Origin of the sequence: Chryseobacterium cupriresistens, assembly GCF_046614675.1 — a bacterium.
GTDB lineage: Bacteria > Bacteroidota > Bacteroidia > Flavobacteriales > Weeksellaceae > Chryseobacterium > Chryseobacterium cupriresistens.
This window is the reverse complement of sequence record NZ_JBKKJT010000001.1, coordinates 1,061,998-1,081,614: the sequence shown is the minus strand read 5'-3', so window position 1 is coordinate 1,081,614 and position 19,617 is coordinate 1,061,998. Positions and strand designations below refer to the sequence as shown.

The 19,617-nt window shown below is 36.6% G+C and carries 19 protein-coding genes; 7 read left to right on the top strand and 12 right to left on the bottom strand.

The genetic code is table 11. The features are described 5' to 3' along the window. The first annotated feature begins 138 nt into the window (after positions 1-138). From era to ACLI50_RS04990, 3 genes are all read left to right on the top strand, one after another. Positions 139-1,014, top strand: coding sequence for a GTPase Era (era, locus tag ACLI50_RS05000; RefSeq protein ID WP_411413289.1), 876 nt, complete (start codon positions 139-141; stop codon positions 1,012-1,014). A 66-nt stretch (positions 1,015-1,080) separates the two neighbouring features. Beyond that, a complete protein-coding gene (locus tag ACLI50_RS04995) occupies positions 1,081-1,509 on the top strand; it encodes a DoxX family protein (RefSeq protein ID WP_110008670.1) in 429 nt (142 codons plus the stop codon). A 131-nt stretch (positions 1,510-1,640) separates the two neighbouring features. Further along, positions 1,641-4,043, top strand: a complete 2,403-nt coding sequence (locus ACLI50_RS04990; RefSeq protein WP_343643091.1) for an alpha/beta hydrolase family protein — start codon at positions 1,641-1,643, stop codon at positions 4,041-4,043. 123 nt (positions 4,044-4,166) lie between these two features. Here the strand turns inward: ACLI50_RS04990 and ACLI50_RS04985 are convergent, their stop codons facing one another. Further along, positions 4,167-4,862, bottom strand: a complete 696-nt coding sequence (locus ACLI50_RS04985) for an HAD family hydrolase (protein WP_202842635.1) — start codon at positions 4,860-4,862, stop codon at positions 4,167-4,169. Between the two features lie 76 nt (positions 4,863-4,938). Here ACLI50_RS04985 and ACLI50_RS04980 point away from each other — a divergent pair, with 76 nt between their 5' ends. Together ACLI50_RS04980 and ACLI50_RS04975 are read left to right on the top strand one after the other, a co-directional pair. Further along, positions 4,939-5,502 carry a Crp/Fnr family transcriptional regulator gene (locus ACLI50_RS04980; RefSeq protein ID WP_411413288.1) on the top strand — a complete coding sequence of 188 codons (564 nt, stop codon included), beginning with the start codon at positions 4,939-4,941 and terminating at the stop codon, positions 5,500-5,502. Positions 5,503-5,684: 182 nt separating this feature from the next. Beyond that, complete coding sequence (locus ACLI50_RS04975) at positions 5,685-6,188, top strand: GNAT family N-acetyltransferase (RefSeq protein ID WP_227941393.1); 504 nt, start codon at positions 5,685-5,687, stop codon at positions 6,186-6,188. A gap of 166 nt (positions 6,189-6,354) precedes the next feature. Here the strand turns inward: ACLI50_RS04975 and ACLI50_RS04970 are convergent, their stop codons facing one another. The 9 genes from ACLI50_RS04970 to ACLI50_RS04930 all read right to left on the bottom strand — a co-directional run bounded on the left by ACLI50_RS04970 (position 6,355) and on the right by ACLI50_RS04930 (position 16,232). After that, positions 6,355-7,716 (bottom strand): MATE family efflux transporter, encoded by a 1,362-nt coding sequence (locus ACLI50_RS04970; RefSeq protein WP_411413287.1) that lies wholly within the window; start codon positions 7,714-7,716, stop codon positions 6,355-6,357. A gap of 99 nt (positions 7,717-7,815) precedes the next feature. Further along, positions 7,816-9,000, bottom strand: coding sequence for a sigma-54-dependent transcriptional regulator (locus ACLI50_RS04965; RefSeq protein ID WP_110008675.1), 1,185 nt, complete (start codon positions 8,998-9,000; stop codon positions 7,816-7,818). 56 nt (positions 9,001-9,056) lie between these two features. After that, positions 9,057-9,716 (bottom strand): YggS family pyridoxal phosphate-dependent enzyme, encoded by a 660-nt coding sequence (locus tag ACLI50_RS04960; protein WP_411413286.1) that lies wholly within the window; start codon positions 9,714-9,716, stop codon positions 9,057-9,059. 64 nt (positions 9,717-9,780) lie between these two features. After that, on the bottom strand, positions 9,781-10,647 hold the full coding sequence (locus ACLI50_RS04955) for a polysaccharide deacetylase family protein (protein WP_411413285.1): 867 nt from the start codon (positions 10,645-10,647) through the stop codon (positions 9,781-9,783). A gap of 295 nt (positions 10,648-10,942) precedes the next feature. Further along, entirely contained in the window at positions 10,943-11,671 is a 729-nt protein-coding gene (locus ACLI50_RS04950; RefSeq protein WP_411413284.1) for a DUF72 domain-containing protein, read from the bottom strand. Positions 11,672-11,675: 4 nt separating this feature from the next. Beyond that, positions 11,676-14,546, bottom strand: coding sequence for a heavy metal translocating P-type ATPase (locus ACLI50_RS04945; protein WP_411413283.1), 2,871 nt, complete (start codon positions 14,544-14,546; stop codon positions 11,676-11,678). 222 nt (positions 14,547-14,768) lie between these two features. Further along, positions 14,769-15,329: a helix-turn-helix domain-containing protein gene (locus ACLI50_RS04940; protein ID WP_137903988.1), complete on the bottom strand. Its 561-nt coding sequence runs from the start codon at positions 15,327-15,329 to the stop codon at positions 14,769-14,771. Next, entirely contained in the window at positions 15,326-15,721 is a 396-nt protein-coding gene (locus ACLI50_RS04935; protein WP_137903989.1) for an acyl-CoA thioesterase, read from the bottom strand. The genes ACLI50_RS04940 and ACLI50_RS04935 overlap by 4 nt, the downstream gene beginning before the upstream one ends. Before the next feature lie 97 nt (positions 15,722-15,818). Beyond that, positions 15,819-16,232 (bottom strand): DUF6157 family protein, encoded by a 414-nt coding sequence (locus ACLI50_RS04930; protein WP_202842614.1) that lies wholly within the window; start codon positions 16,230-16,232, stop codon positions 15,819-15,821. 346 nt (positions 16,233-16,578) lie between these two features. Between ACLI50_RS04930 and rbp the strand changes: the two genes are divergently transcribed. Both rbp and ACLI50_RS04920 read left to right on the top strand, forming a co-directional pair. Further along, positions 16,579-16,929 (top strand): RNA-binding regulator, encoded by a 351-nt coding sequence (gene rbp, locus ACLI50_RS04925; protein WP_034696719.1) that lies wholly within the window; start codon positions 16,579-16,581, stop codon positions 16,927-16,929. 86 nt (positions 16,930-17,015) lie between these two features. After that, positions 17,016-17,252: a hypothetical protein gene (locus ACLI50_RS04920; protein WP_330746192.1), complete on the top strand. Its 237-nt coding sequence runs from the start codon at positions 17,016-17,018 to the stop codon at positions 17,250-17,252. A 62-nt stretch (positions 17,253-17,314) separates the two neighbouring features. Here ACLI50_RS04920 and ACLI50_RS04915 read toward each other — a convergent pair whose 3' ends face one another. Continuing rightward, a complete protein-coding gene (locus ACLI50_RS04915) occupies positions 17,315-19,099 on the bottom strand; it encodes a DUF4153 domain-containing protein (protein ID WP_411413282.1) in 1,785 nt (594 codons plus the stop codon). 24 nt (positions 19,100-19,123) lie between these two features. Next, on the bottom strand, positions 19,124-19,615 hold the full coding sequence (locus tag ACLI50_RS04910; protein ID WP_202842611.1) for a BlaI/MecI/CopY family transcriptional regulator: 492 nt from the start codon (positions 19,613-19,615) through the stop codon (positions 19,124-19,126). Between the last annotated feature and the right edge of the window lie 2 nt (positions 19,616-19,617).

The window sequence follows — 19,617 nt, the reverse complement described above, 5'->3', positions numbered from 1 at the left end:
AGCCATCGGATCCCTTTAGATTTCCTCTTTCAACATCTCTTATTTTAAACTATAACTCTCTTTTTTCCTTTAAAAATTAAGATTAACCGTAAAGACCAATTTTGTTTTACTAACTTTGCAGTTCGTAATATTATTTTTATGCACAAAGCAGGATTTGTAAATATAGTTGGAAAGCCCAATGCAGGAAAATCGACCTTGCTCAACCAATTAATGGGGGAAAAGCTGGCGATTGTAACGCAGAAAGCTCAGACAACCCGCCACAGAATTTTTGGTATTTATAATGAAGATGACCTTCAGATTGTATTTTCTGATACTCCGGGAGTATTGGATCCAAAATACGGACTGCAGGAAAAAATGATGGATTTTGTAAAGGATTCTTTACAGGATGCTGACATTTTCCTGTTTATTGTAGACGTTACCGATAAAGCGGAACCATCAGAATTCTTAATTGATAAACTGAATAAAATCCCCGTACCTGTACTTCTTCTCTTGAATAAAGTAGACCAGACCGATCAGGCAGGCCTTGAAAAATTGGTTGAAGAATGGCACAACAGAATTCCAAAAGCTGAAATTCTGCCTATTTCTGCACTGAATGCCTTCAACACAGAAGTTATTTTACCTAAAATAAAATCTTTACTTCCCGAAAACCCTCCTTACTACGATAAAGATCAGTACACGGATAAACCGGAAAGATTTTTCGTAAATGAGGCCATTCGTGAGAAAATCCTTTTGAATTATGATAAGGAAATTCCCTATTCTGTAGAAGTGGTAACAGAACAGTTCAAGGAGAAAGAAGGAATTATCTTTATCGATTCAATTATCTATGTTGAAAGAGATACTCAGAAGGGAATTATTATCGGGCACAAAGGAGAAGCGATTAAGAAAGTAGGAACTGAAGCAAGAATAGATCTGGAGAAGTTTTTCACCAAAAAAATTCATTTGAACTTATTTGTGAAAGTGAAAAAAGACTGGAGAAAGAACGACAGAGATCTTAAAAATTTCGGTTACAGATAAACTAAAATAGCCGGAATCCCGTTGTATTAAAAGATTTTTATTACCTTAGTATAAATTTTTTAGTAGATGAACTATAATAATTCAAATTGGAGCTCAATACCTAAAGATATTATATTATTAGCAGTGAGAGTGTTTGTTGGTTTTGCCATGCTGTCCCATGGTTTTCCAAAACTTCAGATGCTGTTGGCAGGCGGTAAAATCGAATTTTTCGATTTTATGGGACTTGGCCCTCAGATTTCACTGATTCTTACGGTTTTTGCTGAATTTGTATGTTCGATACTACTTATTTTAGGGCTTTTTACAAGAGTTTCTTTAGGCTTCCTGATCTTTACCATGATCATTGCTGCTTTTGCAGTACACGGAGCAGATCCTTTTGAAAAAAGAGAAATGGCACTTGTCTATCTTTCTGTTTATCTTCTACTCATGGTAACCGGAGCCGGGAAAGTTTCAGTAGATCATATGATAGAAAGAAGAAAAAGAGCTTCAGACTGGTAATTTTACAACACAATAAATAAAAGGCACTTCAGGAAATGAAGTGCCTTTCTGTTTATAATTGCAATGTGATAAGTGACTTTTTAATGTTAAATTCTTTTAAAATTCACTACATTCGTAGAAAATGAATATATATGAAGATAAAACTGACTATTTGCCTTCTGGCATTTCTCAATTTTTATGATGCACAGGAAAATATTACGTATCAAAAGCCTTCTGCTGAGATTTTAAAACTGGCAGATTATGACAGACCTCCAGGTGTTCTGATGAACAGCAAAAAAGACTGGGTAGTTTTTACCTATCGTCCAACATATAAAACATTAGAAGATCTCAGCCAGAGTGAAATGAAGCTTGGTGGACTTAGAATCAACCCGGTTACTAATATTTCAAGCAGCATGACCTACTCAAATAATCTGAAGATCAGAAAGATCAATGATAAAAATGAGATTCAGGTAAAAAATCTGCCTTCCAATCCAAAAATTGCCTATGTTTCATTTTCACCGGATGAAAAAAAACTGGCTTTTACCAATACAACCGCTAAAGGAGTGGAGCTTTGGGTAGTGGATATGGAAACTGCATCTGCTAAAAAAATTACAGCAGATAATCTGAATGCCAATCTGGGAATGCCTTATGTATGGTATAATGACTCTCAAAGCTTCCTGATCAGAACACTTCCGCAAAACAGAGCTGCTCTTATTGATGCCGCTAAAGATCTTCCTACAGGCCCGATTGTTTCAACAGCAGACGGTAAAGTGTCCCAGAACAGAACGTATCAGGATCTTTTGAAGAATCCTCAGGACGAAAAAAACTTTGAGACCCTTACAGCTTCCGAACTTTACAACGTAGATCTTACAGGAAATCTTAAGAAACTGAAAGAGCAGGATATGTATGCCGGCTTAAGTTTTTCTCCGGACGGAAACTATCTGATGGCTACCATGATCAAGAAACCTTTTTCCTATATCGTTCCGCTTAATAGGTTCCCATCCACAACGGTTGTCTACGATAGGAAAGGAAATATTGTGAAAACAGTAAATGATGTTCCTCTGAATGAAATCATGCCGAAAGGATTTTCTTCTGTAAGAACCGGAAAAAGAGATATGGCATGGAGAAGTGATGCTCCTGCTACACTTACCTATGCTGAAGCTTTGGATGGAGGAGACCAGTCTAAAAAAGCAGATTACAGAGATGAAATATTTACCTGGGAAGCTCCGTTTACAGCCGCTCCAAAATCCTTCTTTAAAACCAGACAGAGATATGAAGATGTAGTCTGGACCAATGATCATTATGCAATTGTTTCTGAAGGCTGGTATGACACACGAAATACAAAATCTTACCTGATAGATATTAACAACGGAGAATCCAAAGTTTTTGATGACAGAAATTATCAGGATGTATACAGCGATCCGGGAAGATTTAACACAACGAAAAACCAATACGGGAGATATGTAATCGATATGAAAGGTGGAAAAGCCTATCTGATCGGGGACGGATTTACCAAAGACGGCCAGCACCCATTTATTGACGAAATGGATGTTAAATCACTGAAAAAGAAAAGACTCTACACGTCTAATATAAAAAACGGTAAAGAAGAAATCATTGATATCCTTAATGCCTCAAAGGGTGAAGTCCTTACAACTCAGCAATCACCAAGTCTTTATCCGAATTACTTCAGAAAGAATATTAAATCTAATAAAGCAGAAGCTGTAACGAATTTTGCCAATCCTTTTGAAAGTATCAAAGACGTTTACAAAGAAGTGATTACCTACAAGAGAAATGATGGTGTTACCTTAACAGGAACTCTTTATCTTCCGGCTAATTACGACAGAAAAGCAAAAAAAGAGAAGCTTCCGTTGCTAATCTGGGCTTATCCAACTGAATATAAAGATAAAAATACAGCAGGACAGAATACCCAAAACCCGAATGACTTTACATTCCCGTATTACGGATCTTTTGTGTATTGGACAACGAAAGGATATGCTGTTCTGGATGATGCCGCTTTCCCGATTATCGGTGAAGGAAAAACAGAGCCTAATGATACCTTCATTACGCAATTGGTAGCCAATGCTGCGGCTGCTATCGATGCCGTGGATCATCTGGGATATATCGACAAAAAGAAAGTGGCTGTAGGAGGACATTCTTACGGTGCCTTCATGACCGCAAATCTTTTGACCCATTCTAATCTTTTTGCATGTGGAATTGCAAGAAGTGGTGCTTATAACAGAACATTAACACCATTCGGATTCCAGAGTGAACAAAGAAACTATTGGGATGTGCCGGAAATCTATAATACGATGTCTCCGTTCATGCATGCGGACAAAATGAAGACACCGCTTCTTCTGATTCACGGTGATGCAGATAATAACCCGGGAACATTTACTTTGCAGACGGAGAGATACTTCCAGGCATTGAAAAATCTGGGTGCTCCGGTAAAAATGGTTCTTCTTCCAAAAGAAGCACACGGATACCAGGCTAAAGAAAATATCTTACACCTTTTATGGGAACAGGATCAGTTCCTTGAAAAGTGTTTGAAGAAATAAATGACAAAAGAGACTGTTTATAGCAAACAGTCTCTTTTTTTACTTAAAATATAATGGGGACGTAAAATTTCTTACAGTGAAGCTCACCTTAATAATCTTACCTGCTTAATCAATCTTAACGGTTTAAATGGTAAGATGCTTCAGGATCTCATCAACACTTGTAAGCTCCATAAAATTCGGATGCTCCAAAGTAACATCATGCTGTTCATGGCTCCATGTGACATGGTAAGGAATATGTGCTGCAAAACCTCCGATTTCCAGTACCGGTAAAATATCTGATTTGATGGAATTTCCAAGCATCAGAAAGTTTTCAGGCTGGCAGTCCAGATGTTTCAGCAGTTTTTTATAGTCATTTTCTTTCTTGTCACTCATGATTTCAATGTGGTGGAAGTACTCCTGTAAACCGGAGTTTTTCAATTTACGTTCCTGATCAAGCAGATCTCCTTTCGTAGCAACAACCAGCCTGTATTTTCCTTTTAAACTTTCAAGGGTTTCTGTAACGCCATCCAACAATTCAATAGGTTTCTGCAGAAGCTCCCGGCCTAGTTGAATAGCTTTGTTAACCAATTCTAATGAGGCTGTATTGTTGGATATTCTGGATATGGTTTCAACCATACAAAGCATAAATCCTTTTACTCCATAACCGTACAGATGAAGATTCTGCATTTCTGTTTTAAACAGTTCCTGTGATACCGAATGTTGGGGAAGATAATCTTCAAGAAGTACACAGAATTCTTTTTCTGCTTCCTGAAAATAAGGTTCGTTGATCCAAAGTGTATCATCCGCATCAAAAGCAATGGTTGTAATATGATTATTCATTTTTGTTTTGTAATTTTCTGTCCGCAAAATTCAGTATAAAAACTCAATAAGAAAAGGACATTTGTCCCGGGAGAATATGTTAAGGACGAATCAGACATTTTTAAATTATCTTGATGAACTGCACAAAAAGCAGAACAGGAGTGACGATATTATAGTAAAATCTTTTTCTGCGGGGGATAAAATACTGGTACAGGATCATCAGCTTTCTCATGTCATGATGATTAAAGAAGGGATTGTCAAATGCTTTCTAGCCGAAGAAAACGGAAAAGAATACATCGTTGAGTTTCTGGGAAGCGGTGAAATCATCGGGGAAGTAGAATTAATCAAAAATATAAACTGTCTGTGCAGTATTGAAGCCCTCAATGAAGTGACAGTGTATGCAGTAAAGATTCCGTTTTTTAAAGCTTTGATTAAAAATGACCTTACCCTGAACCATCTTCTTTTAGAATCTTTTGCAGAGAGAATTATCAATACTTCCAGCAGAGCATCTTATCAGCAGTTGTATACGGTAGAACATACTTTAAAACAATTGTTACAAATGCAGGCAAAGCAGAATATTCATATCTCCAAAGAAGATATGGCGGCTTATTTAGGAATTACAGTAAGAAGTTTAAATAGAATTTTAAAAGATTTAAAATAATTTTCCTTGCTCCTTAAAAATATTCAAAGTTTAAATTTATTACGTCTTTGTGTAAAAAATGATTGTATTGTTAGGGGTGTATTTGCTTTAATTATTAAAAATCAAATAAATTGAGTGTATTTTTACAGGGGTGATTTTAAAATGTAGTATTTTTGCGTTACAATAATTTGACTTCAATATTCATGGAAACATTAAAGTTCAGAAATGCTGAATTAGCAGATTTAAATAAAATCGTAGCCATCTACAACTCAACAATTGCTTCAAGAATGGTCACTGCAGATATGGAAGAAGTTTCTGTGGAAAGCAAGTTAAAATGGTTTGAAGAGCACAATCCCCAGACAAGACCGCTTTGGGTAGTTGAAGATGACCAGAAGCAAACCGTTGGTTGGGTAAGTTTCAGTTCATTCCATGAAAGGGCAGCATATAACGGTACGGTAGAAGTAAGTATTTATCTGGATGAATCCTGCAGAGGAAAAGGATACGGAAAAACCATCCTTCAGTATTGTATTGATAACGCCGGAAAATTTGGAGTAAAAAACCTTGTAGCCCTTATTTTCCTTCATAATGAACCCAGTTTGAAGCTGTTCAGACACTTTGGATTTGAAGATTGGGGAAGCCTTCCTAATGTAGCCATTCTGGATGGTGTGGAAAGAAGTCTGAAGATTTTAGGAAAGAGGATAGATTAAATAGAACATGAAAATAAATACCTTGTGTCTATTTGTTAATTAATTTGTGCTATTGGTGTTTAGAAAATACACATAATCCTGTAGATGTGAGAAAGGGCATCAATCATGTTCTGCTGTAAAAAGAATAAAAAAAGCTGTCTCAAATATTGAAACAGCTTTTTTGTTTTTATGAATTCTGCTTAATTCTTTTTGCAGACATATTCAGGAATCGTTTTACCAGGAAAACAGCGGAGACCGTTAATCCCAGTCCAAGTGCGATCCACATTCCGAATGCGCCCATTTCTAAAGTAACACAGAAGAAATATCCCAAAGGAATGGTAATCACCCAGTATGCAATAAAGGTATAAATAGAAGGAATTTTCACATCCTGCAAACCTCTGAGCATTCCCAAAGCTGTCACCTGAATTCCATCAGAAAGCTGGAATAAAGCGGCGATGATCATTAATTTCGCAGCCAGTGTAATCACTTCCACTTCTTCTTTTTTAGTAAAGAAAGTAGGAAGTATATTTCTGCCTAAAATAAATACCAGTCCGCAGATGCACATGAAAATAAAAGCAATTTTCAGGTTGTTGATTCCTACTTTTCTCAATTCAACAAAGTTCTGTTCACCCAGTTTTCTGCCAATCATTACGGTAGAGGCTACACTGAAACCGACACACAGGTTGAAGGTAAATGAAGCCATACTTAAAGCGATCTGATGGGAAGCAATATCATGAGCAGAGATCAATCCACAGATAAACGCGGCTCCGGCAAAAGCGGTTACTTCAAAGAACATCTGTAAGGCTGTAGGCAATCCCAGTTTTACCATTTTATCAAACATCTGCTTTGAAAAATTCTGAATTTTTAAAGAAAAATCTTTGATATAACGTCTTGTTCTTTTTTCTTTAAGCAATACAAAATAAAGGAAAACCACCATGAAAATTCTGGAAATCAAAGTTGCCAAAGCAGATCCTTTAACTCCCATTGGAGGAATTCCCCAAAATCCTTTAATAAATACGTAGTTTAAGGCAATATTGATGATATTGGCAATAATAGTTGCTTTGGTAACTCCAATCGTATAAGAAAGTCCTTCAGAAACTTCCCGAAGAGTCTGAAATGCCATGAAAGGAATCATACTCACTACCATTATGCTTAGAAAGCTTACCGTATCAGGAATGATCTTGGCAGGCTGTCCGGAATGATAGAGTAGCGGCATTCCTAACAATAAGATGGCCATCAGGATAATCCCTACAGACATATTGATAATAAAACCGTGGCTGAACACAGAGTTGATCGTAGCATGATCCTCTCTGGAGTGCGCTTCCGAAACCAATGGTGGAATGGCAAATGAAAAGCCCAGGGCTAGCACAAATATGGAGAAAAACACAGCATTCCCCAATGAAACAGATGCCAGCGCATCGGCACCCAATAATTTTCCGACAATAATATTATCGAATAAGTTTACTGAAACTTGCCCCACCTGAGTAAGCATTACAGGCAGAGCCAAAGTCAGGCATTCTTTCGTATAATTTTTGTTTAAAAAGTTCATAATATTTTAAGATTCATATAGTTTATCATTCAAATAGGATCAAAAAAAAATTTGCAGTGTAACACTGCAAATTTTTATAATATGGTCAATAATAGCTTATTATTTCCTTACAAAACTTGCAACGTCACCTTCGGAAACAGTGTTTCCACCAAGAATAATCAATCTCTCGACAACATTCCTTAATTCTCTGATATTTCCAGTCCACGAAAGCGCTTTTAAAGCATCAATAGCTTTATCATCAAACTTTTTCGCAGCAGTACCATGCTCATCAGCAATCATTCCTGAAAAGTGCTCAACCAATAATTTGATATCTTCTTTTCTTTCATCTAATGGCGGAACATAGATTTCAATAACAGAAAGTCTGTGATAAAGGTCTTCTCTGAATTTTCCTTCCTCAATTTCTTTCTGCATATTTTTATTGGTTGCCGCAATTACTCTTACGTCAACTTTAATTTCTTTATCACTTCCCACAGGAGAAACTTTGCTTTCCTGAAGTGCTCTCAATACCTTAGCCTGAGCAATAAGACTCATATCTCCAATCTCATCAAGGAAAATAGTACCGCCATTGGCCTGTTCAAATTTTCCCTGCTTATCTTTAATAGCACCTGTAAAAGATCCTTTTACATGTCCGAAAAGTTCAGACTCAATAAGTTCAGACGGAATCGCAGCACAGTTTACCTCTACCATGGGACCTCTTGCACGCTCACTTTGATTGTGGATCGCATGAGCCACCAATTCCTTTCCTGCACCGTTAGGCCCGGTGATCAGAACTCTGGCATCAGAAGCGGCTACCTTTTCAATCATATCCTGAATCTTTTGAAGAGCAGGAGAGGTACCAATCATCTGGTATTTTTTACTTACTTTTTTCTTTAAGGTTTTATTTTCTGTCTGAAGGTTTTTGTTTTCTTTCTTCAGGGTTTCTTTTACCAATGCATTTTTCACACTTGTAATAAGTCTGTTGATGTCAATGGGCTTGGAAATAAAATCATATGCACCCTCTTTCAGGCAGGAAACAGCAGAATCGATGTCTGCGTGGCCTGAGATCATGATAAAAGTAGTTTCCGGTTTTAAGGCAAGACTTTGTTTCAAAAGCTCGGTTCCTGAAAGCTTAGGCATCTTGATATCAGAAATCACCAATGCGAAATCTTCTTTTTCTACCTGTTTGTAACCTTCAAGGCCATCTTCGGCAATAACAAATTCATAATCGGTGAGTTCATCCGAAAGAATACTGTGAAGTACTCCCGAGATTGCTTTTTCGTCTTCTACTATAAGGATTTTTTGCATAGTTGCAAATTTAAATTTTTTGTTTCAATTATTAGCAAAAACTGTACCTAAATATTCTATTTGGAGTAGTCTCTTCTCCCGAAAATAGCAGATCCGACCCTCACAGAGTTGGCTCCGCACTCGATCGCTATCGGGAAATCATCACTCATTCCCATTGATAGGGTATTTAATGTTTTTGATTGATTTAATTCATCAAAAAGCTTCTTTAGGGTTAAAAATTCATTTCTAACCTGCAGCTCATCATCGGTGAATGTGGCCATTCCCATGAGGCCGGTAATTTCAACATGCGGAAATTTACCTTTAATGTATTGCTGGAAAAGATCTTTTGCTTCAGAAATTTCAAGCCCGAACTTGCTATCCTCAGCTGCAATTTTTACCTGCAGAAGGACTTTGATGATTCTGTTATTTTTTTCTGCTTCTTTATTGATTTCTGTTAATAATCTTTCAGAATCCACACTTTGTATGGTATCTATGAAAGGAGCAATGTACTTCACTTTGTTGGTCTGCAAATGCCCAATCAGGTGCCATTGGATATCCTGAGGAAGAAGAGGTGCTTTTTCCATCAGTTCCTGAACCTTGTTTTCTCCAAAAACCTTTTGTCCGAGATCATAGACTTCCTGTACTGTAGAAACCGGATGGGTTTTAGAAACAGCAACCAGCTGCACAGTGGATGGCAGCTGGTTTTTTATAGTGTTGTAGTTCTCTTTAATACTCATAATACAAATGTCCGAAAATTCTCTGAATGTTCAAAGCTTAGTGATATCAGGTCTTCTGGGGTTATTAATTCAAAACCTCATTGATTTTAGGATATTGAGATATTTTTCTGAATACAAATTTGTTGCTCTTCTGCAATTTCTCAATAAACATATCCAGTTCATTGATAGAGTCTGCATCTCTAAGATACTGGTCGTGGGTAAGGAATACAAGGTGCCTCGATGTCTTCTCAAGATCGTTTAAGAAGATACTGTCTACTTTCTTGATCATGGCTTCATGACTTCCTTTTAAAGTCATTTTTTGAGAAGGTCTCCATTCAAGATCCCAGCCAATAACTTTATAGCCGGCTTTTTTAAGACCGTCAGCAGCTGCTGTTGAACTTTTGATATCTGTTACGTTAATATTGTTGAGTCTCCAGATATTTCTTCCTGGAGTTCTTGCTATTTTATCAGTAAGCTTCAGGCTGTCTTTGGCGATATCAAAATCATGAACTACAGCGTCAGCATTTTTATAAAAATCAGTGTATTTGTTATGGGCGTGCGTGAAACTGTGATTAGCCAGTTCTATAAGGGGATTTTGCTTCAAAAGCTGAAAATCATCTTTTTGTCTTTTACTTCCATAAGCATGTTTACCAACCAGAAAGGCAGTTGCGCAAACGTTTCTTTTGTCAAGGATTTTTAAAAGATTTTCGGTTCCCTGGTTGGGGCCGTCATCGAAAGTAAGATAAATCACTCTTTTATCAGGGGCTACTTCTTCTTCATTATTATCGGGGACTATTTCTGCGGAAGGATGTTCCTGTGAACTGACGACGGGGTCATTATTCACTTCGTTTTTGAAATTACAGCTGTTCAGTAATGCTGAAGTTGCACTCATCAATGCAACCATCCCAAGAAAAGTCATATTTTTTGACTTTCCCGCAAAAATTTTTCTCATAAAAATAATGGAATTTTAAATTGTTAAAAACCGTTAAAAATAACAGTTGAAAATTAACAAATTATATGCCAAGCTGTGCAGTGTTTTTTCTTTTTAAGTTTATTTTAAGAACTTTATTTTAAGGGAGATTTCCATTACCTGACAAGTTGTAAATTTATGATTTTCTTTTCTTTAAAATTTAACATTTATAAATATGAAAACGATAGTATTTTTCTATGTTTGTTAAGATTTCAATATTCTTCAATTGAAAGGGAATTATTTTATTTTAACAAAATCAAATTATTCTGCCGGAGTGTTATTCCAAAATATGTTTTAGATACAGCGAATTTTTAATAGCTGCCGTTCCCCAGGTATTATTAAAGAAAATAAAAGAGGTTTGAGAGGCATTTTTAATCTTTTCAGCTAATGCATCCATGAAATCTTTACTATATTCTGATTTGTAAAGGACGGGTTTTCCATGAAGCCTGTAATAGAGTATTTCCGGATGATTAATAATAAGGTCTTCAGAAAGATGGCCTGGAAAACTTACACCTGAGAAGACAATATCATGTTGTTTTAAAAGATCGGATATCTCTTTTTGCCACCATGAGCTGTGCCGGAATTCAATGACGTTCAGAAATCTGGGATCAATACTGTTGATAATCCGCTCTGTATTCTCTGCCGTATTTTTAAAGGAAGGAGGAAGCTGATACAGAAATCCGGAAAGTTTATCTTTCAGACTGTCCTGAATGTGGTCACAGAATACAGCAATCTCGTCTTTGGAATTTTCAAGCAGGTTTTGATGCGTAATGGCCTTTGGAATTTTAATGAAAAATCTGAATCCCTCGGGTGTTTCATCATGCCACTTTAACAGTGTTTTTGAGGTTGGCTTCCTATAAAAAGTAGAATTGATTTCTACGGCATTGTACGTTTTTGAGTATAAAGAAAGAAAATCTTTACTTGGGGCATTTTCAGGATATAAAGACCCTTTCCAGTCATTATTATAAAATCCCGAGCACCCTATGTAAAGATTTTCTTTTGTCACGTTATTATTTTATATCCAGATCCACGGAGTTTAATCTCAATGAATTCAGTATCACAGACAGGGAACTGAAGCTCATCGCAGCAGCTGCAATCATTGGTGATAAAAGAATTCCAAAGAATGGATACAATAATCCTGCCGCAACCGGAACGCCCAGCACATTATAGATGAATGCGAAGAACAGATTTTCCTTAATGTTTCTGAGAAGCTTTTCACTCAGTAATTTAGCTTTTGCAACACCTAGGATATCGCCTTTTAATAAAGTAATTTCAGCACTTTCAATCGCAACATCTGTTCCTGTACCCATAGCAATGCCCACATCAGACTGTGCAAGGGCAGGAGAGTCGTTGATTCCGTCTCCCGTCATCGCTACAATTTTGCCCTGCTGCTGTAGTTTTTTTACCTCATTCAGTTTGTCTTCAGGAAGACAGTTGGCTTTGAAATGTTTGATTCCTAACTCATCAGCAACAGCTTTCGCAGTATGTTCGTTGTCTCCGGTCATCATGATGACGTCTATACCTTCACTCATCAGCTGTTTTACGGCTTTCTTAGAGCTTTCTTTGATTTTATCTGTAAAGCTTACGAATCCCAGCACCTGCTGTTCCTGTGCGATATAAGAAATTGTATGGGCTTTAGACTGAACCTCTACTGCTTTCTGTTTTAAGCTCTCCGGAATCATAATCTGATGCGAGGTCAATAGACTTTCATTTCCAAGATAAGCGGTCTTGCCATTGATATTTCCCTTGACTCCTTTTCCAGATATGTTTTCAAATTGATCTACTTTTTCAGCACTTACATTCTCTTCTTTTGCTCTTTTTATGACGGCATTGGAAAGCGGGTGTTCAGAATTCTGGTTCAGAGAAAAAGCCAGTTTTAAAATGTGATTCGGATCTCCGTTTACCGTTTCAATATGTTCTACTGAAGGTTTTCCCTCTGTTAAAGTTCCTGTTTTATCGGTAATCAGAACATTTACTTTATTCATCTGTTCAAGAGCTTCTGCATTTTTGATCAGAATTCCATTTTTAGCACCTTTTCCGATTCCAACCATTAAAGACATTGGAGTTGCCAGCCCAAGGGCACAGGGACAAGCCACAATAAGAACTGCAACAGCATTCACAAAAGCAAATAAGGTTCTTTTCCCTTCCGGACCGAAAAACTGCCACAGAATAAAAGTAAGCACAGCAATAAGAATGACTACAGGAACAAATACTTTAGAAACTTTATCCGTAAGCTTCTGGATAGGAGCTTTGCTGCGGCTGGCTTCATTCACCATTTTAATGATCTGGGAAAGCAGTGTTTCATCACCTACTTTTTCTGCCTTCATAATGAATACCTGGTTACCGTTGATGGTTCCGGAAGATACTTTATCGTCTACACTTTTTTCAACGGGAACGGGTTCTCCGGTAATCATGCTTTCATCTACGATAGAATTTCCCTCAATGATTTTTCCGTCTACGGGAATTTTTTCACCAGGTTTTACTTTTAATAAATCTCCTATTTTTACCTGGGAAAGCAGTACTTTTTTTTCTTCACCGTTTATCATAATATTGGCTTCATCAGGTGAAAGGTTCATTAATTCTTTAATGGCATTTCCTGTTTTTTTATGAGCTGCTGCTTCCATCAGCTGACCTAAAATAACAAGGGTTAAAATCACACAGACAGCCTCAAAATACAATGGAATTTCATGATTGTGTCCACGAATTTCATGTGGAATAATATCCGGGAAGAATAAGGCCACAATACTGAAAATAAATGCTGCGGCTACTCCAAGAGCAATAAGACTGAACATATTGAGATTCCATGTTTTGAAGGAAACCCAGCCTCTTTTCAACAGAAACCATCCTGAATAAAACATGACCGGAAGCGTTAAAGCAAGCTCAATAAATCCCTGAACCTGATGAGAAAAAGGAAAATTGATCAACATTCCTCCCATCGAAAGAATGAAAACCGGAATCGTAAATATCAGTGAGGTAATGAATTTTCTCTTTAATATGGTATAGGTTTCATCTTCCTCGTTATCACCGCTGTCTGGCATTCTTACGAGATCCATTCCACAGATCGGGCAGTCTCCCGGTTCGTCACGGATGATTTCCGGATGCATAGGACAGGTGTATTTTGCAGTTTTCTTTTCAGGATATTTTACAAGGTCCATTCCACAAACGGGACATCCTACATTGGAATCGTAGGTTTTGTCGCCTTCACAGTACATCGGACAGTAATATCTGCCGGCCATTTCATCAGTCACTTTTGGTGCTTCGTGATGATGGCTGTGATGGTGATCGTGATGGTTGTGAGCAGTATGCGAATGAGCGTGATGCTGATGAGAGCTTACATTTTGTACAAGTTCTTCAGTGATAGGCTCCAAATCCATATGACAAACAGGACAGCTGCCTTTCTCATCGTATACTTTATCCCCTTCGCAGAACATCGGACAATAGTATTTTCCTATGCTGTCTTTAAAGTTTTCAGGAAGGTTGGTTGATGAATAGGTTGGTTTATGATTAGGATCCTTAGCCAGCTTTTCTTCAATAGGAACCAGATACATTTTGCAGACAGGACATCTTTCGCCCTGCTTGAAATAAACTTTATCGCCTTCACATTCCATCGGACAATAGTATACCGAAGACGGAGATACACGGTCCTGAGGTTTTATAAAAGTTTTCTCAGGATGATCAGGATCTTCAAGTCTGTATTTTCCTATCTCTGCCAAAGCGTTATTCAAAACTGAAAGTTTCACTCCATGATCAGAAGTGATGGTGGCGGTATGGGTTTCCAGATTTACATCGGCTTTAACACCATCAACACTGTTTAGTTGGTTGGATATCTTTTTCTGGCAGCCGGAACAGGTCATTCCGAGTATTTTATACTGTTGTTCCATGATTCTTAAATTTATACTACAAATTTCCAAAATGGAAACCTAAGGTTGTTATAAATTTAAGGATAATAGTTATAAAATTAGGTGGAGTGGGTGAGTTTGAGAGTATAAGAGTAAGAGAGTTTGAGAGTTGTAGAGTTGTAGAGTTGTAGGATTTGAGCGTTTGAGAGTTTGTAAGTGTGATAGGGATACTTAATTCCTTCACTCCTCAAACACTCAAACGTATTAAAGATTGTCAAGCGCCTTGCGATGGTGTTCCTTAAGTTTTTTGAACTCTGTGGGAGTAAATCCGGTTATATTGCGGAATTGGGAAGAAAGATGCTGAACACTTTTGTAGCCTAGTTTTCCTGCAATTTCGGTAAGGTTGAATTCATTGTACAAAAGAAGTTCTTTTACTTTTTCAATTTTCTGAAGAATGAAGAACTGCTCTAATGTGATATTTTCGTTTTGCGAAAATGTTTTTGAAAGAGCGCTGTAATCCTTGTGAAATTTTGAACTTAAAAATTCTGAAAGCAGAAAGTCTTCCGGGATATCAAGGTCGCTTATTTTTACAATAATGAGGTTTTTGATTTTTTCTACGGTCTGATGTGCAGAATCCATGATCCTTTCAAAACCTGTGTCAAGCAATTCCTTTTCAATAATCTGGATTTTTTCAGGTGAAATTTCATTCTCTGTTTCTACTTCACCTAATAAGATATTGCTTATCCTTACATCTGCATTACGGAAAATATTTTCTACCGCTGCAATACATCTGTTGCAGACCATATTCTTTATGAATATTTTCATAAGCTTTTGTTTAACCTGTCTTTTACGAATTCAATCTGGGTCTTGCCATGAGGAGCAGGATTACCTTCCGCATCAAGGTTGACCATAACAATTCTTTCTACAGTAATAATCGTCTGATGAGTCATTTTGTTTCTCACATCACATCTCAAAGTAATAGAAGAAGAACCGAAATGAGTAGCTTCAATTCCTATTTCTATAATATCTCCCTGTTTGGCGGAGCTCACGAAGTTGATTTCAGAGATAAATTTGGTTACTACTTTTGTGTTTTCCAATTGGATAATAGCATACAATGCCGCTTCTTCGTCAATCCATTGAAGAAGTCTTCCTCCGAAAAGTGAATGGTTGGGGTTTAAATCTTCGGGCTTCACCCATTTTCTGGTATGGTAGTTCATATCTTTTAATAATTTGAAGTACAAATTTAGTGTTAAAAGCTGATCTTTTCAAAAGAATAGTATTCATTGAACTGAAAAGAATCATTCATTTTCTCAATCATTTTTTTTTGGAACGCATGGCTTTTGTTTTTGCTACAGAACGGTCATTTAGCAATATCTGATATTCTTCACTCTCCACAGGAATCAGGGCAACTTTTCCTTCGGAATTGTGATGAAATCCGAATCCGTATTTTTTTGCAAGAGGAGAGCACCGGAGGCAGGGCTGGCCTTTGGAAAAGAATTTTTCTCTTTCACTTTGTTTTTCGCTTTCTGATAGATCATTTTTAATTGCATAACATTCAAAAATAAGATCATCGGACGAGTATTGATAAGGCTGTTTTATCAGCTTCTCATATTGAAGGTTGGCGAGTGTCTTTGTTTTCTTTTCCGGAGGAATCTGTGCCTGGGAAACCGGACAGTCTTCAGCAATTTCAATAAGAGTATCTGTGTAATTGGTGGTATGCTGTTTCATATGTTGATGATTTGATGTTTTTTCGAATTTAAAATGAAAATAAGTGCGTCAATATAAATGCGGGATTAAGTTGGATAAAGGTTGTTTTTTACGTCAAATGTTAAATAAATTAACTAAATGATAATACAGTATTTAATTGTTTGATTTTCAGTTATTTAAATTGTTTTTATATACTTTTTGATCGCTTGTACTCAACATAATGTGAGAAATATGTAAAAAAAGCTTTGATTTGAAATTTTTAATTGTATCTTGCATACGTTTATATTTGGAATCAATATTTGTTCATTAATTTATGTTGTTTTTCTTTTATATACCAAATTTTTATTAATTTTTTAATTTATTTAAAATGAACATTTTTGTTTCAAACATCAATTACGCAACTAAAGAGTATGAGTTGCACGATCTATTCGCAGAATTTGGAGATGTATCATCAGCTAAAATCGTTACAGACAGAGAAACTGGTCGTTCCAGAGGTTTCGGTTTCGTAGAGATGGGTGATGAAGAAGGAAAGCAAGCTATTGAAGCTCTTAACCAAAAAGAATTCAACGGAAAAACTCTAAACGTATCTGAAGCTAAACCAAGAGAAGAAAAACCAAGAAGAAGCTTCGATAACAACAGAGGTGGAGGTTATGGTAACAACAACAATAGAGGCGGAGGCTATGGTAACAACCGTGGCGGAGGCGGAAATCGTTGGTAAAAATATGAAGCGGCTTTTAAGCCGCTTTTTTTATGGAAATTTAATTTCCAGTAAATCATTTAATTATAATTTTGTGGTGAGATGTTGTGGTATTTTATAACAAATCCGGTGTTCCTGTATGGGAAGCAAAGACAACCAGCAGAGGAGTAAGAGCAATTTTCCAGGAAGATGGTAATCTGGTAGTATATACACGTGGAAATGGCGTTGCCTTCAGTTCAAATACAGATGGCAAAGGAGCAAACAAGTTATCCGTTCAGGATGACGGAAATCTTGTGATCTACGGAAGAAACTCTCCGCTTTGGAGTTCCGGAACGAACAGATAAATTATACAACTCAGATAAATAAAAGAGACTATCCAGAAGGTAGTCTCTTTTTTATTGGAACGCTATTTTAATTTTATAAGAATGTAAACGTTTTCGTAATAAATATCGGCAGTGTCATTTTCAGAGTATTTTTCTTTTGTGATCTCATTGAAAATAAGTTTAACGTGATACTTGCCTAAGTCAGATTCCATCGCAATTTCAGGAAGTTTTACGTTTCCTGTTTTGTTTTTATTTTCCTCAAATAGTTTAATGATCTGTGGTCCGAAATCTACTTCTTCCTGATCATTTAAACTGAGTTTCAATGAGGATTTTTCTGTCAGTTGGTCTGTAAGCTCAAACTGGTCATTATTCAGTTGTTGTGGATCTCTGCTATACCGATGGAAAGAAATTAAATATTGATAATTCCCGATTCCTACAGCCTTTTCTTCACGAACAAGAACGAGTCTGTTCATTTCGTACGCCCTGTTTTTTACAGTGACATTCACATCTGAAAACTTATTCTGAATGCTGTAATTGATGCTGTAAAAGGAACCTTTTTTAATATTCTCCGATAATTCAGCCTGATCTTTTTCATTCAGTAAACCCGATAGGAATGCCCCTTGTTTTCTTTCAGCCAGAAATTCAAATTTATTGGCAATTTCAGTACGGATTGTATCTGTAACCTTTTTCTGGAAATTAATCTTGCCGGCACTGATCAGCTGATGTTGTTTTAAGATATTCATTAATTCCGTTTTCTGACTTCTTTTAGCCACGCTAAAAGCATTAAGGTAAGGGAAAATCAATGCAAAAACACCAAATAAAAATAAGCTGACAGGAATGAATTTTATGGTGGCTTTTTTGTTGAAAATAAAGTAGACAACTATGCTTGACAGCCATAAAGCAAGCAGGAGAACAAAGTACCTTGGTTCTGTATAGCCATATTCTAAAATTCTGGTGAAAATTGCAGTGAAAAGCAGAGCAATCAAAGGTAGTATTGTATAATAGAATACTTTTGAGAATATCCTGACCCAGGATTTTGCGTTTTCTTGTTTCAGAGGATGTACAAGAAGTAATGCAAGGATACCCACAATGCTGTACGCTAAAACAAGATAAGAAACCCAGCCTCTCGGAAGCTGCCAGTTGATGACTATTTTAACAGAATAGAAATAAAGGATCGTTACATAGATCAGGAGTAAAGGAATTAAAATAAACTGAGTGAAAAACTTCAGAACGACGGGATAGGTACCATCTTTTTCAAGGTTGTTTAAGCCTTTATCATTAAATAAAAGGAAAATAAAACTGCTCCCGAAAATAGCGAGAACAAAGAAAGTATCTCTGTAAATTCTGTCATGAAAGTTAAAATCAAAAAGTTTATCAATGGCCAGAATTGCCAATTCAACGCCACCAGTCAAAACTCCTGTAAATACGGCAGTAAGAAAGATATTGATAAAAAGATTTTTGTTGTACTGCCAGAACCTGAGCTCTCTGTCTCTCTCCAGAAACGGAATAAATGATACGAGTAAATGGGAAAGAAGAGCGGTAACAGCAATAAGATAAGCATGCACTTCTGTAAAACTTTCCTTTCTGTCAGGGAGAATACAATAAAAACCGATGAGAAAGATAACGCCGGATACGTGCAGTAATAATTCTTTTCCGATTCTTTGTGACAGCATTTTTAATGCAAACATCAGGGAAATTCCCAAACAGGCACAAATGGTAAATTTGATATAAGAAGTGATTTCAAAGCGATCTGTTTCCGCAATACATATGGCACCGGCAGAAGCTAATAAAGCCATTACCAAAACCATTGGATATCGGAAAATGGCTTCATTGGCCCGGCTTAGAGTTTCCTGGAATTTTGTTTTCATGATTTGGTGTTTTTTGAATTTAAATTAATCTTTTTTCTTTTTCTTCTTTTTGTCCTTGTCTTTCTCTTTTTCCTTTCCTTTGGTTTTCTTTTCTTTTTTGGGATTCAGGATTTCTTCAGCTACTTCGAACTTAGGTTCTTCAATTTTTGCCGGCTTTATTTCGATTTTAAGATCAAAATAGCCTTTCATATCTTCCTGGGAAATTAATTTTTCACTTAATAAAAGCTCTAGAATTTCTTTCCCTGAATGATTAAAAAAGTTATGCGAAAGCTCTTTTAACAGGAATTTTTTATACTCTTCTAAAGGAACAAGCACGCTGTATTTGAAGATTCTTCCTTCTTTTACAGTGGACAGATAGCCTTTTTCAACTAATATTTTCAAATAAGTGGAAACCGTATTCTGGTGTGGTTTCGGTTCCGGATGCTGCTCCATAACGTCCTTCAGATAGAAAGATTCCATTTTCCAAAACAGTTTCATAAAGTTTTCTTCTGCGGCAGTAAGATGATTTATTTTCATAG

Bases quoted from the DNA above. Each gene is read 5' to 3' on its own strand.
- era (WP_411413289.1), top strand. From the start codon at position 139: ATGCACAAAGCAGGATTTGTAAATATAGTTGGAAAGCCCAATGCAGGA.
- ACLI50_RS04995 (WP_110008670.1), top strand. From the start codon at position 1,081: ATGAACTATAATAATTCAAATTGGAGCTCAATACCTAAAGATATTATA.
- ACLI50_RS04990 (WP_343643091.1), top strand. From the start codon at position 1,641: ATGAAGATAAAACTGACTATTTGCCTTCTGGCATTTCTCAATTTTTAT.
- ACLI50_RS04985 (WP_202842635.1), bottom strand. From the start codon at position 4,862: ATGAATAATCATATTACAACCATTGCTTTTGATGCGGATGATACACTT.
- ACLI50_RS04980 (WP_411413288.1), top strand. From the start codon at position 4,939: ATGTTAAGGACGAATCAGACATTTTTAAATTATCTTGATGAACTGCAC.
- ACLI50_RS04975 (WP_227941393.1), top strand. From the start codon at position 5,685: ATGGAAACATTAAAGTTCAGAAATGCTGAATTAGCAGATTTAAATAAA.
- ACLI50_RS04970 (WP_411413287.1), bottom strand. From the start codon at position 7,716: ATGAACTTTTTAAACAAAAATTATACGAAAGAATGCCTGACTTTGGCT.
- ACLI50_RS04965 (WP_110008675.1), bottom strand. From the start codon at position 9,000: ATGCAAAAAATCCTTATAGTAGAAGACGAAAAAGCAATCTCGGGAGTA.
- ACLI50_RS04960 (WP_411413286.1), bottom strand. From the start codon at position 9,716: ATGAGTATTAAAGAGAACTACAACACTATAAAAAACCAGCTGCCATCC.
- ACLI50_RS04955 (WP_411413285.1), bottom strand. From the start codon at position 10,647: ATGAGAAAAATTTTTGCGGGAAAGTCAAAAAATATGACTTTTCTTGGG.
- ACLI50_RS04945 (WP_411413283.1), bottom strand. From the start codon at position 14,546: ATGGAACAACAGTATAAAATACTCGGAATGACCTGTTCCGGCTGCCAG.
- ACLI50_RS04940 (WP_137903988.1), bottom strand. From the start codon at position 15,329: ATGAAAATATTCATAAAGAATATGGTCTGCAACAGATGTATTGCAGCG.
- ACLI50_RS04935 (WP_137903989.1), bottom strand. From the start codon at position 15,721: ATGAACTACCATACCAGAAAATGGGTGAAGCCCGAAGATTTAAACCCC.
- ACLI50_RS04930 (WP_202842614.1), bottom strand. From the start codon at position 16,232: ATGAAACAGCATACCACCAATTACACAGATACTCTTATTGAAATTGCT.
- rbp (WP_034696719.1), top strand. From the start codon at position 16,579: ATGAACATTTTTGTTTCAAACATCAATTACGCAACTAAAGAGTATGAG.
- ACLI50_RS04915 (WP_411413282.1), bottom strand. From the start codon at position 19,099: ATGAAAACAAAATTCCAGGAAACTCTAAGCCGGGCCAATGAAGCCATT.
- ACLI50_RS04910 (WP_202842611.1), bottom strand. From the start codon at position 19,615: ATGAAAATAAATCATCTTACTGCCGCAGAAGAAAACTTTATGAAACTG.